At 63.7% G+C, this 16,222-nt stretch carries 11 protein-coding genes; 2 read left to right on the top strand and 9 right to left on the bottom strand.

The window, feature by feature from the left end:
• Positions 1–266 precede the first annotated feature (266 nt).
• From nikE to HV670_RS00910, 9 genes are all read right to left on the bottom strand, one after another.
• Positions 267–2,177, bottom strand: a complete 1,911-nt coding sequence (gene nikE, locus HV670_RS00950) for a nickel ABC transporter ATP-binding protein NikE (protein WP_175102749.1) — start codon at positions 2,175–2,177, stop codon at positions 267–269.
• A gap of 7 nt (positions 2,178–2,184) precedes the next feature.
• Positions 2,185–3,060 (bottom strand): ABC transporter permease, encoded by an 876-nt coding sequence (locus HV670_RS00945; protein WP_175102748.1) that lies wholly within the window; start codon positions 3,058–3,060, stop codon positions 2,185–2,187.
• Positions 3,057–3,998 (bottom strand): ABC transporter permease, encoded by a 942-nt coding sequence (locus tag HV670_RS00940; RefSeq protein WP_175102985.1) that lies wholly within the window; start codon positions 3,996–3,998, stop codon positions 3,057–3,059. Before HV670_RS00940 ends, HV670_RS00945 begins: the two co-directional genes overlap by 4 nt.
• A gap of 11 nt (positions 3,999–4,009) precedes the next feature.
• Complete coding sequence (locus tag HV670_RS00935; protein ID WP_175102984.1) at positions 4,010–5,701, bottom strand: ABC transporter substrate-binding protein; 1,692 nt, start codon at positions 5,699–5,701, stop codon at positions 4,010–4,012.
• A gap of 104 nt (positions 5,702–5,805) precedes the next feature.
• Entirely contained in the window at positions 5,806–7,092 is a 1,287-nt protein-coding gene (locus HV670_RS00930) for an EAL domain-containing protein (RefSeq protein ID WP_175102747.1), read from the bottom strand.
• 580 nt (positions 7,093–7,672) lie between these two features.
• Positions 7,673–9,778, bottom strand: a complete 2,106-nt coding sequence (gene fusA / locus HV670_RS00925) for an elongation factor G (RefSeq protein ID WP_175102746.1) — start codon at positions 9,776–9,778, stop codon at positions 7,673–7,675.
• A 239-nt stretch (positions 9,779–10,017) separates the two neighbouring features.
• Positions 10,018–10,503 carry a DUF192 domain-containing protein gene (locus HV670_RS00920; RefSeq protein WP_425511373.1) on the bottom strand — a complete coding sequence of 162 codons (486 nt, stop codon included), beginning with the start codon at positions 10,501–10,503 and terminating at the stop codon, positions 10,018–10,020.
• A gap of 249 nt (positions 10,504–10,752) precedes the next feature.
• Complete coding sequence (locus HV670_RS00915; protein ID WP_175102982.1) at positions 10,753–10,944, bottom strand: hypothetical protein; 192 nt, start codon at positions 10,942–10,944, stop codon at positions 10,753–10,755.
• Positions 10,945–11,606: 662 nt separating this feature from the next.
• Entirely contained in the window at positions 11,607–12,188 is a 582-nt protein-coding gene (locus HV670_RS00910) for a pseudouridine synthase (RefSeq protein ID WP_175102981.1), read from the bottom strand.
• 289 nt (positions 12,189–12,477) lie between these two features.
• Between HV670_RS00910 and icd the strand changes: the two genes are divergently transcribed.
• Together icd and HV670_RS00900 are read left to right on the top strand one after the other, a co-directional pair.
• Complete coding sequence (gene icd, locus HV670_RS00905; RefSeq protein ID WP_175102745.1) at positions 12,478–13,728, top strand: NADP-dependent isocitrate dehydrogenase; 1,251 nt, start codon at positions 12,478–12,480, stop codon at positions 13,726–13,728.
• A 190-nt stretch (positions 13,729–13,918) separates the two neighbouring features.
• Positions 13,919–16,147, top strand: coding sequence for an NADP-dependent isocitrate dehydrogenase (locus HV670_RS00900; protein ID WP_175102744.1), 2,229 nt, complete (start codon positions 13,919–13,921; stop codon positions 16,145–16,147).
• Positions 16,148–16,222 lie beyond the last annotated feature (75 nt).

Here is a 16,222-nt window from a genome sequence, read left to right as displayed (position 1 = left end):
CCATGCCGCCGCCAGCACCGCCACCACCTGCGCCTCCGCCCGCGCCACCGCCTGAGCCACCCGAGCCGCCGCCGTTGCCCTTTCTGTTTAGCGATAAACATGCCATCGCCCTGAAGCCGTTGACCGGCGAGGCTTTTGCCTTATGCCGCCGAGTAAACATCGGTCTGGGGGGGGAGGAAACGTTTCAGTGCTGAAACGCGCCCGGCGGCACACTGAGACAAGTGCAAGTCGGTCGGATGCAGGCTGGAAGAGATGCGGCGCGCGGCTCAGTCGCGCGGGTGCGCTTGGCGCGGGCCGAACAGATGGCAGCGCACGATGTGCCCGTCGCCGACCTCGATATCGGCCGGTACGCGCTGCTCGCATTGCAGGCCGAGCGACACGGTGCAGTGGCTCGCATAGATACAACCGTGCTGCGTCGGCGTGTCGGAGGTCGGGGTACGCCTCGGCGCCGACGTCGTACCCAGCAGGGTCTCGGTATAAGGGTGGCAGGGCCGTGCGAACAGGTCGTCGGCGCGCGCGGTCTCCACGACCTGACCGCGATAGAGCACGACGACGCGGTCGGCGATATAGCGGACCACCGCGAGATCGTGCGAGATGAACAAATAGGCGACCTGCCGGGTCTGTTGCAGTTCCACGAACAGATTCAGGATCGAGGCCTGCACCGATACATCGAGCGCCGAAGTCGGTTCGTCGCAGATCAGCATGCGCGGCTGCCCCGCGCATGCGCGTGCGATCGCCACGCGCTGCTGCTGACCGCCTGAGAGTTCACGCGCGCGGGCGGACAACCGCGCACGGGGCAGCTTCACCGCATCGAGCAACTCGTGGATGCGCTGCTCGCGTGCGCGGCCACGCAGCCGCGCGAGCTTGCCGACTGCGCGGCCCAACAGCGTATGCAGGCGATGCGCACGGTTCAGTGCGTTGTGCGGATTCTGGAACACGCTTTGCATGGCCGCGATCTGGGCGCGGCTGCGCCGCTCGACGCGCGCGGGTAGTGGTTTGCCGTCGAGCGTGAGCGTGCCCGAGTCTGCCGGGAGCAGGCCGGACACGATCTTCGCGAGGGTCGTTTTGCCCGAACCCGATTCACCGACGATGCCGAGGGTTTCGCCAGCATGGATGTCGAGCGAGACGCGATCGAGCGCTTGCAGGGTGTCGGTGCCGATCCGATAGGCCTTGCTTATTCCAGTGACGTTCAGTATGGGTGCGTTCGTGCGGGGGCCGCCACCACCCCCTATACCGCCGCCGCGGCCGGCTGCTTCCATCGCCCGCAAGCCGGCTTCCACCGCGCGAAGCGCATCGCTGCCTCCACGCTCATCTGCGTCGTGCGCTTGCTCATCGTCATAAGCCTGCGCATCGCCTAGCGTCGGGAGCGGGCCGTCGCGCTTGGTGCGGCCCAATGTGGGCAGGCACGCGAGCAGCGCAGCCGTATACGGATGCTCGGCATGCGCGAACAGCTGCGCGGGCGCGCCTTCCTCGACGAGGCGCCCGCGCTCGAGGACGCCGACGCGGTCGCACAGTTGCGTGACGAGCGGCAGCTTGTGGCTGATGAAAAGCAGCGCCGTGTCCGATTCGCGCCGCAAGGATTGCAGCAGGGCGATGATTTCCGCTTCGACGGTCGCGTCCAGCCCCGTCGTTGCCTCATCGAGAATCAACAAGGAGGGCTCTTTGGCGAGCGCCATCGCGATCACGACACGCTGCTGCATGCCGCCCGAGAGCTGATGCGGAAAGCTCGACAGTGCGCGTTCGGGCGAGGGCAATTTCACGCGCCTGAGCATCGCGCGCGCGGCGTCGAGCGCCCGGGTACCGCGCAGCCCCGCGAGTTCGAACGACTCGGTCAGTTGTCGCCCGATCGTCAGCGTCGGGTTCAAGGCTCGCGCGGGATCCTGATAGACGAGGGACAGCTCGCGCTTGCGCATCTCGCGTAATGCCCGCCGTTCGAACTTGGCGACATCGCGGCCCGCGATTTCGATCCGGCCGCCGACGATGCGTCCATTGCTCGACAGATAGCGCGCGATCGCCATCGCGACGGTCGATTTGCCACTGCCCGATTCGCCGACGAGACCATAGGCTTCACCTCGGGCGATCGAGAAACTGAGATCGTCGAGCGCCAGGCGCTCGCCTTCATCGCCGCGGTAGGCGACCTGTAGCGACTCGATTCGAAGCGCGGGGGTGTCGTTCATGGTCCGGTCACCGGTCCACGATCGCGCGCACGCCGTCGGCGAGCAGATTGACGCCGAACACGAGCGAGGCGGTAGCGATCGCATCGAACACGACAGTCCACCATGCGCCGCCGGCGATCAGCGGATAGTTTTCCGCGATGGCCAGGCCCCAGTCGGGCGAGGGCGGCTGGATACCGAAGCCGAGAAACGACAGCGTCGCGACGGTGAAGATCGCATAGCCGAGCCGGATCGTCGCTTCCACGAGGATGGGGCCCATGACATTGGGCAACACCTCGATCAGCATGATCGTCAGCGCCGCGTCGCCGCGCAGCCGGGCGGCCGCGACATAGTCGAGATGGACCTCGTTGAGCGTCGCGATGCGAACCGTGCGCGCAACGATCGGTGCAAAGACGAGCCCGATCACGATGATGACGGCCAGGTTCGACGTGCCCACGGCCGCCAGCACGAGCAGCGCAACGATCACGAGCGGCAGCGCGAGCGTCGCGTCGATCAGACGGCCGAGCGTATCGTCGACCCAGCCGCGCCAGTAGCCCGTCACGAGTCCGAGCAGCGTGCCGAGCGCCGTGCCGAGCAGGGTCGCAAGCGGCGCGATCGTGAGAATGTCGCGCGCGCCCGCGACGACGCGCGCGAACACGTCGCGGCCCAGCGAATCGGTACCGAACCAGTGTTCGTATGAAGGCGGCATCAGCGAATTGAGCGGGTCGGCCGCGAAAGGATCATGTGCGAGCCAGCGCGTTCCCATGATCGCGCAGACGAACCAGAACAGCACGAGCAGTGCACCCGCGTCGAAGCTTGCGGAGCGCAACAACCGGCAGACGGCGCACTGGGACGAACGCGCGGATGAGCGCGCACGCGTTCCGGATCCTGCAGCGGGGGGGATCATCGCCGGCCTCCGGTGCGCAAGCGCGGATCGAGCAGGCCGTAGAGCAGGTCGGCGAGCAGGTTGGTCAGCAGATAGACCGCGCCGATGGCCAGCACGCCGGCCTCCAGCAGGGGAAAGTCCTTCGATTTCGCGGCATCGAAGATCAGTCCGCCGATGCCCGGATAGTGGAACAGGGACTCGACAACCACGAGGCCGCCGATCATATAACCGAGCTGAGTCGTCGCGACCGTGACGGTCGGTAGCAGCGCATTGCGCAGCACATGGCGCCACAACACCGTGCGAAAGGGCAGGCCCTTGAGGACCGCGGTACGCGTGTAGTCGGAGGCCAGCACGTCAATCGTGCCGGTGCGCGTCATCCGCGCGAAATAGCCGAAGAAGACAAAGACGAGCGGCAGCGCGGGCAATACGAGGTGACCGAGCTGCTCGAGCGGGTTCGCACCCGGCGGCGCGGTTGCGCTTATCGGCAGCCATTGCAGCCAGACCGCGAAAACGAGGATCAGGACGATCGCCGACACGAACTCGGGCACGACCGCGAGGGTCGCGCCGATCATCGACAACAGCCTGTCGAGCCAGCGGTTCGCGCACAAGGCGGCGGCGACGCCGGCGACGAGACTCAAGGGCACGACGATGACGAATGCGAGTGCCGCGAGCTTCAGCGAATTGAGCAGCGCAGGCCCGAGAAACGAAGCGACCGGCGCCCGATAGGTGTACGAGGTGCCGAGATCGCCGTGCGCAAGACCGGCAAGCCAGTGTGCATACTGGACCAGCACGGGCCGGTCGGTACCGAGCTGACGATTGAGCGCGGCAACCGCATGCGCGTCGGCAAGCGGCCCGAGGATCGCGCGCCCGACATCGCCGGGCAGCCATTGGCCGGCCGCGAAGACGAGTATCGACAGCAGCCAGAGGGTGACGAGGGAGAGCAGCGCGCGCTTGAGCATCGGCTTTGACGTCACTCGACTAGCGAGGCGCGCTGCAGGTACAACTGCGAGATCGCTGTGAAGCGCACGCCTTGCACGTTCGCGGTGGTCGCCGTCAAGGCATCGAAGAAGTAGGGAATCGCGACCGGGGTCTGGTCGAGCAGCAGGCGCTGGATCTTGCCGGCGGACTTGCGCTGCGAGGGCAGGTCGAGCGCGCCGACATAGTCGCTCACCAGACGGTCGTAGCCAGCATCACGGAAATGCGCGGCGTTCCATGCCCCGCCGCTCGCAAGGGTGGCGCTGAGAAAGACGTTGGGGATACCTCGATGCCCGTAGTCGGTGATCCCCAAAGGCGAGTCGAGCCAGTCGGACTTGCCGAAGGTCGCCGCACCGTAGTACTCGCCCTGCGATTCGACCCGGAGCGTGATGGCGATGCCGATCGCCTTGGCCGCATTCTGCACGAGCACGGCGAGGTCACCGATCTCCTGGAAACGTTCGGTCGTCAGTGTCACGGCGAAGCCGTTGCCGACCCCCGCCTGTGCGAGCAGTTGCCGCGCCTGGGCGAGATCGACATGGCGCTGCGCGACCGAGGTATCGGTCGAGGCGAACACGGGCGCAAAAGGGCTGTCATTACCCAGTTGCGCACGGCCCCGGAACAGCCCGCGCGTGATCACGTCGCGATCGAGCGAAAGTGCGAGTGCCTGGCGCACACGCTTGTCGACGAACGGCCCCTGGTCGCAGCGCATATGGATCTGCCGGTGCGAACTCGACTTGATCGAGAGTACCTTGAAGGCAGGGTTGTTGAGCAGGCTCAGGCCACCCAGCACTGCGAGGTTCGGCATGACATCGGCCTGGCGCCCCTGCATGGCGAGCAATTGAGCCGGCGCATCCGCATAGAAGCTGAACTGCACGCGCTCGGGAATGGCCGGCGGGCCCCAATAGCCCGGGTTGCGCACGAAGGTCGCGCCGCGTCTGGGCTGATAGTTCTCGAGACGGAACGGGCCCGTGCCGATGAAGGATTTTTCGAAGCCGCCGGTGTAGCTCGCGGGCAGGATCACCGCGTTGTAGTTGTCCGACGAGACGTAATAGGGGAAGCTGCCGTTCGGCGCATCGAGATGAAAGGTGACGGTGCGGGCATCGACCGCTTTCGTATTGCCCTTGGCAAGCACGCCCCGGAATACCGACAGCGCGGCCGAACCGCTCGCCGGATCGGTCAGGCGGTCGAAGGTCGCGACGACGTCCTTCGCGCTGAGAATCTGGCCGTCATGAAATTTCACCCCTTCGCGCAGCGTGAACGTCCAGACATCGCCGCGCGCGTTGGGCTTCCAGGCGGTCGCGAGCGACGGGATGAGGCGGCCCAGTTCGTCGTCGTCGGCGAGGTAGTCGCAGGTCTGGTTCAGCAGCGGTACCGAGGCGGGATCGGAAATCGTCAGCGGATCGATCGCGCCAGCCGGCGTCAGGCCGGCGACACGAATCAGCGGGGTGGGTCGGCCCGGCGCTGCTGGACCCGGTGCGGGACTGGACGCGCTGGCGGACGCGGTACCTGCCGCAGGGGCGGATGCCGGGGTCGCCGAAGCCGGCCGGATAACCCCGCAGATGCTGCCCAGCCCGATTGCGCTCGCATAGCGCAGCAGCGTGCGGCGGTCGACGCGGCCGCTGCGATATTCGTCGAGCGCGGCGGCGCGCAGGGTCATCAGATCGCGGGCGGACGGCGTGTCGGGCATTGGCTCGGCGGTATCGGGTCCCACTGCGCAAGTCCGTCTCGGGATGAGGGGGCACCCACGCTCGGATCATGTTAACGCAAAGCGGCAGCGCCGGCCTGCCCGGCCTAGGCTTCAGGCGACGTCGGCAGGTCGGTCAGGTCGGTCGGCTGGCGCGGCTCCCAGTCGACGTCGCCACATAGTACACACTGCTCGGTACCGATCATCGTCGCCATCGAGAGCGTCACGCAGACCGAGGCCTCGGTAATCGACAAGTAGGGCCGGGTAGCATGCACTCGGCCTGGCTCGTTGAGTGCGCCGCGGAAATACGGCCGGCGCAGCCAGCTCGCCCCATGGGCATCGGACACGGGCAGGAAGCGCGCCTCGCGCGGCGACGGCCGCGTGTGCGAGATCACGTTGCCGCCGATTTGCCGGCCATGCGAGTCGAGCAGGTAGCAGCGCTGCGCATCTTCGAGCGAGAGGAAATTCCAGCAGACCTGGTCGAGCGCTTCGCCCGCCGCGAGTTTCGCGGCGGCACCTTCGAGCGCGCGCACATACGGCGCGAGCCGCAGGTGGCGCTTGCGTTCGGCGCGTTCAGTCTTTTCGCGGTAGGCCTCGAACAAGGTCTGCAGCACGGTGCCCGATGTGTGCGTGTCGACCGGTGCGGCGGCGGGGCGCGAGAAATAGCTGCCCTGCACGAAGTCGGCGTCGCCTTCCATGGCGAGCAGCGCTTCGCGTTCGGTCTCGATACCTTCGATCAGCACGAGCTTGCCGGCTTCGTGCAGCAGGGAGATCAGGCCAGGCAGCACGCGCGCGACCTGTGCGCGCTGGCTCGCATGGAACACGATATTGCGGTCGAGCTTGACGATGTCGGGGTCGAGCTGCCAGATCCGGTCGAGGTTCGAATGCCCGGCACCGAAGTCGTCCAGCGCAATCAGGAAGCCGTACTGGCGGAAGATCCGCACACCCTCGGCGAGCTTGCGCAAGTCCGCCGCCTGGCGATCGGACACCTCGAGGACGATACGCTGCGGCTTGAGGCCGAGACGGCGCAGTTCGGAGAGCAGTGCCGCGCATTGCCACTGGTCGGCGAGCGCAGCAGGGTGGATATGGACGAACAGCCACTCGCGGTCGCAGTGGAGGTTGCGGAAATTCTCGAGGTGCAGCGACTGGGCGAGACGATCGAGTTCGAGCAGATCGCCGAGGCGGGCCGCGCGGCCGAATACATCGAGAGGCGACACCGAAGCGTCGAGTGAATTGTGGGCGCGCAACAGCGCTTCGTAGCCGGCAGCACGCATGTGCGACAGGCTGAATATAGGCTGGAAGGCACTATAGAGCGTGAGGTCGCCGTAACGGACTTGTCTTTGCGTGCCGTCGCTCGACGTTGTTGCATGCGGGCGTTCTGACGTCACAGCCATGAGTTTCTCCCGGGTTCTTGCTGATGCTGCGGGTTGCACAGCAGCCTGCATCGCTAAAAGCAAGGACCGTGCTCAGCGTTGTCGAGCAATGATAGGAGAAAAGTGTGCATCCTGTATGAGATCTGTGCCGCAACGGTGTATCGAGCGTGGCGCTAGGCGTATCTTCCCCTGTTGACGCACTTTCGCGGTGCGTGCTGCAGATCCATGGTGCAGACGGCGGACTGCCGGATCGGCACCGGTTCACTCACTGCGCGGGGAGGGCGGCTATGGTGAAAAAAAAAGGGAACTCGGCGCTTGCATCGGCCGAAAACCCAAGCCTGGATTGGGTTTGGAGTCTTTCGCACGCGTTGAGTCCACAACCGGGGGTGGCGCTGCGACGAAGCCAAACGAGGTGTCCGGGAGCAGAGAAAGCGGAAGGACGTGAGGCCAGGCGAGAAACAGGGAAGAAACCCCCGGGGGTTGTCTTGAAGCTGTTTGCGGCACACGGACGCGGGCCGGCGCGGAAGAGGCCGAAGCCTACCCCCCACGCACGGACACCATTGCGGACAACCGCGGCGCACCACGACCGCGGACCACTACATCAACGCGATTTCTGCGTGATCACCGACTCGGCGACGTTCTTCGGCGCTTCGCTGTAGTGCTTGAACTCCATCGTGTACGTTGCGCGACCCTGGGTCAGCGAACGCAGCGAAGTCGAATAGCCGAACATCTCGGCCAGCGGTACCTCAGCGCGCACGAGCTTGCCGCCGCCGCCCGCGATGTCGTCCATCCCTTGCAGCATGCCCCGACGGCTCGACAAGTCGCCCATCACATTGCCCATGAACTCTTCCGGCGTCTCGACTTCGACGGCCATCATCGGTTCGAGCAGTATCGGGGTTGCACGGCGCATCCCTTCCTTGAACGCCATCGAGCCGGCCATGCGGAACGCGTTTTCGTTCGAGTCCACATCGTGGTACGAACCGAACGTCAGCGTCACCTTCACGTCGACCACCGGATAGCCGGCGAGCACGCCCGCCTTCAGGGTTTCGATGATGCCCTTGTCGACTGCCGGGATGTATTCGCGCGGCACCACACCGCCCTTGATCGCATCGACGAACTCATAGCCGGCGCCGGGTGGTTGAGGCTCGAGCTTCAGCACGACGTGACCATACTGGCCACGGCCACCCGACTGCTTGACGAACTTGCCTTCGACGTCTTCCGCCCTCGACTTGATCGTTTCGCGATAGGCGACCTGCGGCTTGCCGACCGTCGCTTCGACGTTGAATTCGCGCTTCATCCGGTCGACGAGAATTTCCAGATGGAGCTCGCCCATCCCGGAGATGATCGTCTGACCCGATTCCTCGTCCGACGACACCCGGAACGACGGGTCTTCCTGAGCCAGACGGTTCAGGGCGATACCCATCTTTTCCTGGTCGGCCTTGGTCTTCGGTTCGACGGCCTGCGAGATCACGGGCTCCGGGAATTCCATGCGTTCGAGCACGATCACCTTGTTGGGATCGCTGAGCGTATCGCCGGTCGTCACGTCCTTGAGACCCACGGCGGCGGCGATGTCGCCCGCGCGCACTTCCTTGATCTCGCTGCGCTCGTTCGCATGCATCTGGAGGATCCGGCCCATCCGCTCCCTGCGCGCCTTGCCCGCGTTGAGCACAGTGTCGCCGGAATTCACGACGCCCGAGTAAACACGGAAGAAGGTCAACTGGCCGACGAACGGATCGGTCATGATCTTGAAGGCGAGCGCCGAGAACGGTTCTTCATCGGACGGATGACGTTCGGCCTCGTTGTCGTCGATGTCGTGCCCCTTGATCGCGGGCACGTCGGCCGGCGAGGGCAGGTAGTCGATCACGGCGTCGAGCATGGCTTGCACGCCCTTGTTCTTGAACGCGCTACCGCAGAGCATCGGCACGATTTCATTGGCGATCGTGCGCCGGCGGATGCCCGCGATGATCTCGGCTTCAGTCAGCTTTTCGCCGCCCAGGTATTTGTCGAGCAATTCCTCGCTGGATTCGGCGGCGGCCTCGACCATCTTGTCGTGCCATTCCTGCGCCGTCGCCCGGAGTTCGGCCGGGATCTCGCGGTATTCGAAGTGGATACCCTGATCGCTTTCATCCCAGATGATCGCCTTCATCTTGACGAGATCGACCACACCCTGGAAATGATCTTCGGCGCCGACCGGGATCTGCACGGGCACCGCATTGCCTTTGAGGCGCTCGCCGATCTGGCGCTGCACGCGGAAAAAGTCCGCGCCCACGCGGTCCATCTTGTTGACGAACGCGATGCGCGGCACGCCGTACTTGTTGGCCTGGCGCCAGACGGTTTCCGACTGCGGCTGTACGCCGCCGACCGAGTCGTAGACCATGCACGCGCCGTCGAGCACGCGCATCGAGCGTTCGACTTCGATCGTGAAGTCGACGTGGCCCGGCGTGTCGATGATATTGATCCGGTGCTCGGGGTAATTACCGGCCATGCCCTTCCAGAACGCGGTCGTCGCGGCCGACGTGATCGTGATGCCACGCTCTTGTTCCTGCTCCATCCAGTCCATCGTCGCAGCACCTTCGTGAACCTCGCCAATCTTGTGGTTCACTCCGGTGTAAAAGAGAATGCGTTCGGTGGTGGTGGTTTTGCCGGCGTCGATGTGAGCGCTGATGCCGATATTGCGGTAGCGCTCGATGGGGGTCTTGCGGGCCACGGAAATCTCCTTTCGGATTCGGGATGTCGCCGATCGGAGCGGTGCGCGGGAGGAGCCGGCGCGAATTGCACGAAGCGTGCCGGATGACCGTTTTGCGACCGCCGTTCGAGTTGCGTTTGACCAGCGACTCCTTTAAGCATAGCGCGCCTGAGCCATCGGCGTATGACCGGCTGTACCGAACGGCGGCGGGCGGCGCCCCGGCTCTACGGCGCGCCGCGCCCTCCCCGGGCCCTGCGGGTCTAGCGGGGCAGGCCCTGCAATTGCATGCCGGGCTTGATGCCGTTGGCGGCAAACCAGCCCTTGGCCATCTCGAGCGCGTAGCGGCCGCCGCTCGTGGGGCAATGGTTGTCTTCGGTCTCGGCGGCCATTTCCTGCACGTCGGTAACGACACCGTTGTCGTCCATATAGGCGATCGACAGCGGGATCTCCGTATTCTTCATCCAGAAGCAGTGGTAGGCGATCTCGTCGAACACGAAAAGCATGCCTTCATTGGGCCCGAGCGATGCCCGATACATGAGGCCCTGCTCGCGATCGGCTTGCGTCGCGGCAACCTCGGCACTGATCTTGATGGTGCCCGCAGTCAGGGTGACATGCGGAAATTCGCCTTTTTTCTTGAAGTTGGCCGGCATGACCGCGGGGGCGGCCGCTGCGCTGGCAGGGTCTGCGGCATGGGCGGGTAGAGGCGCGGCCAGCGCGCTCGCAAGCACGAGGGCGCCGGAGGCGATCACGCCGAAACGGCGGCTATGGCGGAACAGCTTCAGCAGGACAGCACTCACAAACAGACTCCTTCAGGACCGGTTGAGCCCGATGGCGGGCCAACGCACTCGCGAATGTTACGCAAATCCATGCAAAAGAAAAAGGCAGAGCGCTTATGCAGCGATCTGCCTTTCAACGCCGTATGAACGGCGATACCACCTGCTTTTTCACTACTCGCGCCTTGCCCTCGCGGACCGGCGCTGACTTGTGCCTAAAGCTTACTGAGCTGCGCTGGCGGCCGGAGCTGCCGATGCTGCCTTAGCAGCCTTCTTCGACTTGTGAGCCTTCTTGTGCGACGTGGCCTTGGCAGCCGAAGCGCCCGAAGCGACGACCGGAGCCGAAGCTTCGGTAGCGAATGCAGCACCGCTGACAAACAGGCCGGCGATCAGAGCAACGATCATTTTGTTCATGTTGTACTCACGTAGTATCGATTGTGTTTGGCTCGACTCCAAAGGAGTCTTGAGCAGTAACGCGCTATCCACCTTTCGGTTGACACTGCACGACGATTCTTTCGAGCATGTCGCGTGTGCCTGCATGAGAGGTGCATGCAAGGACATTGCAAGCTTCTCCTGCCAATGCCGGACAGCAATCCAATGCGGCATCCGGGGGGCTTAACGTACGATTCGATCAGTCGGTTGACGAGGTCGGTAGAAGTTTCGAAGCTAACCTTATTTCCCGCGCCGATATTGGCAGTCCAGACGAAAGGATGTTGAAAGAATGCGGCGATTTTCCCATGCTGCATGGCGTTTCCGCGGGGAGAGCCCGTCCGCATGGCCCCGCGCATTTCGTATTCGTCCCTTGCGATCGTCTTGTTGAATGCACGTGATGATGTGTATCCAACGGCGTGCAATATACGGTGGTTCGAAAATCTTCCGACATCGATCCACACTCGATATGTAATCAACACGAAAACGTATCGTATGCATCTTGACGCGTCATCACGCGGTCATTTTTTGCATCTCTTGATTGCTTGCCTCGGTGGCGCGGTTTTTCATATTGCTTGCGACCAAGGTCTGGGAGACAGGGTTTCGAAAGACGATCGGCGCCGCGAGCTTCGTTCGGCTCGAAGCACTTATGTTCCGCCCGCGGCAGTTGCGCGCCATGGCGCTTGCGGATCGACATCGCGCCATTGGCCCGGTGCGAGTCCGAGTTCGAATATATCCAGTGCACCGATCGATACGCGCACGAGACGGAGGGTCGGAAAGCCGATAGCGGCCGTCATGCGCCTGACCTGGCGGTTCTTGCCTTCCGAGAGCGCCACTTCGATCCAGGTCGCCGGAATATTCGCGCGAAACCGGATCGGCGGCGTGCGCTCCCAGAGTCCGGCCGGTACGTCGATGCACCGCGCGCTGCACGGCCGGCTCACGTAGTCGCCGAGATCGACCCCCGCCGCGAGCCGCTTCAGCGCGGCCGGGGTGGGTTCGCCTTCGACCTGCGCCCAATACCGTTTGAGCAGTTTGTGGCGCGGTTCGGCAATGCGGGTCTGCAGACGTCCGTCGTCGGTGAGCAGCAGCAGGCCTTCGCTGTCCGCGTCGAGACGGCCGGCCGGGTAGACGTCGGGGACGTCGACGTGCGAGGCGAGCGAGGGCCGGTTTTCGTGAGGAGAAAACTGGCAGATCGTGCCGAACGGTTTGTTGAGGGCGATCAGACGCATCGGAAACAAGAGGTGGACGCGCGGCGTTCCCGCGTCCGGCCCGCGGCAAGGATAAGCGCGTGCGCCGGGCGGATGCCGGTTCGCGTGTAGCGAAGGGTAGGAGTTTACTGCATAATACGCGACGTTGGTCTTAGGTCTTATATAAGACCTGATCGCAAGCGATCACGAGGCTGGGCTAGAATACTGGCCTGCTCGTTCGCGGCGGCGTCCTGAACGGCGCAGGGCGCTCAACGCGACGTGGCGAGCCACTTCGAACCGCATCCAGAAAAAAGATCACTTGGAGTCGAATATGCCTTATAAGCACGTCAAGGTTCCGGCCGGTGAGAAGATCACCGTCAACAAGGATTTCTCGCTCAACGTCGCCGACAATCCGATCATTCCCTATATCGAAGGCGACGGCACGGGTCTCGACATTACGCCCGTGATGATCAAGGTCGTGGATGCGGCAGTCGAGAAGGCGTACGGCGGCAAGAAGAAGATCAGCTGGATGGAGATCTACGCGGGCGAGAAATCGACCCGGCTCTATGGCGCCGAGGTCCGGCTGCCTGAAGAAACGCTGGCGATACTCAAGGAATACGTCGTATCGATCAAGGGACCGTTGACGACCCCCGTTGGCGGCGGCATTCGTTCGCTGAACGTCACGATGCGTCAGGAACTCGATCTTTACGTCTGCCTGCGCCCCGTGCGGCACTTCAAGGGCGTGCCCTCGCCGGTGCGCGAGCCCCATAAGACCAATATGGTGATCTTCCGCGAGAACTCGGAAGACATCTATGCCGGCATCGAGTGGGCGGCCGACAGCGCCGAAGCGAAGAAGGTCATCAAGTTCCTGCGCGAGGAGATGGGCGTCAAGACGATCCGGTTCCCGGACAGCTCGGGTCTCGGCGTGAAACCGGTTTCGCGTGAAGGCACCGAGCGCCTGGTCCGCAAGGCGATCCAGTACGCGCTCGACCACAACCGCCGCTCGGTGGCCCTCGTGCACAAGGGCAACATCATGAAGTTCACGGAAGGGGCGTTCCGCGACTGGGGCTACGCGCTGGCCCAGAAGGAATTCGGTGCCGAGCTCATCGATGGCGGCCCGTGGATGAAGGTCAAGAATCCGAAGGGCGCGGACATCGTCGTCAAGGACGTGATTGCCGACGCTTTCCTGTCGCAGATCCTGTTGCGGCCGGCCGAATTCGATGTGATCGCGACGCTGAACCTCAACGGCGACTACGTCTCGGACGCGCTGGCCGCACAGGTCGGCGGCATCGGCATTGCGCCGGGCGCGAACCTGTCCGACTCGGTCGCCATATTCGAAGCGACGCATGGCACGGCGCCCAAGTACGCGGGCAAGGACTATGTGAACCCGGGCTCGGAAATCCTCTCGGCCGAAATGATGCTGCGCCACCTGGGCTGGACCGAAGCGGCCGACCTCATCATCGCCTCGATGGAAAAGTCGATCCAGCAGAAGCGCGTGACGTACGACTTTGCGCGCCAGATGGAAGGCGCGACCCAGGTTTCGTGTTCAGGCTTCGGTCAGGTGCTCATTGAAAACATGTAGGAAGCATCCAGTTTGATCCGGGGAAGTCCGGCACCCGGCGTGATCCTGTGTATACCCTGCGTCACTGGATCTGCGAATTTCATCTACCGGAAGATGGTGCTCCCTGTCGTTCGCAACGTGCTTGCGACCTTGAGGTACAGCACCACCAACACCTTGTCTATCATTTCCTAAGCAAAGAAACAGATCAGATATGTCTAATTCCCCAAAGATCATCTACACCCTGACCGACGAAGCGCCCGCGCTTGCGACCTACTCGCTGCTGCCGATCGTCAAGGCCTTTACCCGCTCTTCGGGCGTGGCCGTCGAAACACGCGACATCTCGCTCGCCGGTCGGATTATCGCAATGTTTCCGGACTTCCTGAGCGCGGAACAAAAGGGGGCTGACGATCTGGCGGAACTCGGCGCGCTGACCGTGCGGCCGGAAGCCAACATCATCAAGCTGCCGAACATCAGCGCATCGGTGCCGCAATTGAAGGCCGCGATTGCCGAACTGCGCGATCAGGGTTACAAGGTGCCGGCCTATCCGGACGAAGCAAAGACCGACGCGGAGAAGGACGTCAAGGCCCGCTACGACAAGATCAAGGGCAGCGCGGTCAACCCGGTGCTGCGTGAAGGCAACTCGGACCGCCGCGCACCGCTGTCAGTCAAGAACTACGCTCGCAAGCATCCGCACAAGATGGGCGCATGGAGCGCCGAGTCGAAGTCGCATGTTGCGCACATGAGCGGCGGTGACTTCTACGGCAGCGAGAAATCCGCGCTGATCGGCGAAGCCGGCAGCGTCAAGATCGAATTGACGGCGGCCGACGGCACGAAGACGGTCCTGAAGGAAAAGACGGCCGTCAAGGCGGGCGAAATCATCGACGCCTCCGTGCTGAGCAAGAATGCATTGCGCAGCTTCATCGAAGCCGAGATCGCCGATGCGAAGAGCCGGGGCGTGCTGTTCTCGGTGCATCTGAAGGCCACGATGATGAAGGTGTCCGATCCGATCATCTTCGGTCATGTCGTATCCGTCTTCTACAAGGACGTGCTCGCGAAGCATGCCGACACCCTGGCCAAGGCCGGTTTCAACCCGAACAACGGCATCGGCGACCTGTATGCGCGCCTCAAGGATCTGCCGGCCGCGACACGTGAGGCGATCGAAGCGGATATCAAGGCGCAGTACGCGCAGCGCCCGCCACTCGCGATGGTCAATTCCGACAAGGGCATCACGAGCCTGCACGTGCCGAGCGACGTCATTGTCGACGCGTCCATGCCGGCCATGATCCGCGAGTCCGGCAAGATGTGGGGTGCCGATGGCGCACTACACGATGCGAAGGCCATGATCCCCGACCGTTGCTATGCGGGCGTCTACCAGGCGGTGATCGACGACTGCCGGCAGCACGGCCCCTTCAGCCCGGTGACGATGGGCAGCGTGCCCAACGTGGGCTTGATGGCACAGGCCGCGGAGGAATACGGTTCGCACGACAAGACGTTCCAGATTCTCGCGAACGGCGTGGTGCGCGTCATCGACGCGGCCGGCAAGGTCCAGCTCGAGCACGCGGTCGAAGCCGGCGATATCTGGCGCATGTGCCAGACCAAGGACGCTCCGGTGCAGGACTGGGTGAAGCTAGCCGTCAACCGTGCGCGCGCGACGAACACACCGGCTGTCTTCTGGCTCGATGCGGCCCGCGCTCATGATGCCCAGATCATCAAGAAGGTCGAGCAGTATCTGAAGGACCATGACACGAGCGGCCTCGAAATCCGCATCATGACGCCGGTCGAAGCGACCCACTTCTCGCTCGACCGGATTCGTGCGGGCAAGGACACCATTTCCGTGACCGGCAACGTCTTGCGCGATTACCTGACGGACTTGTTCCCGATCATGGAACTGGGCACCAGCGCGAAGATGTTGTCGATCGTGCCGCTGATGGCCGGTGGCGGCATGTTCGAGACCGGCGCGGGCGGTTCCGCGCCGAAGCATGTCCAGCAACTCGTCGAAGAAGGCTTCCTGCGCTGGGATTCGCTCGGCGAATTCCTCGCGCTGGCCGCATCGCTCGAACACCTGGGCAATGCCTACGAGAACCCGAAGGCGAAGGTGCTCGCCAAAACGCTGGATCAGGCGACGGGCAAGTTCCTCGATCTCGACAAATCGCCGGGCCGCAAGGTCGGCGGCCTCGACAATCGCGGCAGCCACTTCTACCTCGGGCTCTACTGGGCGCAGGCCCTGGCTGAGCAAACCGACGACAAGGCATTGCAGGCGCAGTTCAGCGGCATCGCCAAGACGCTCGGTGAGAACGAAGCCCGGATCCTCGAAGAGTTGAGCGCGGCTCAGGGCAAGCCGGTCGACATCGGCGGCTACTATCGCCCGAGCGTCGACTTGACGACCAAGGCAATGCGTCCGAGCGCGACGCTGAACAAGGTGGTCGACGCTATCGCCTGAGGCGGTCGGCATGGTGGTGCTCGTGGCGCCATCATGAATACCCTTTGAAAATGGCGGCCAGCTTGCCTGCCCGGA

Origin of the sequence: Pararobbsia alpina (assembly GCF_902859895.1) — a bacterium.
GTDB lineage: Bacteria > Pseudomonadota > Gammaproteobacteria > Burkholderiales > Burkholderiaceae > Pararobbsia > Pararobbsia alpina.
The sequence above is the reverse complement of the archived record's forward strand: the minus strand, read 5'-3'. Positions and strand labels throughout refer to the sequence as shown.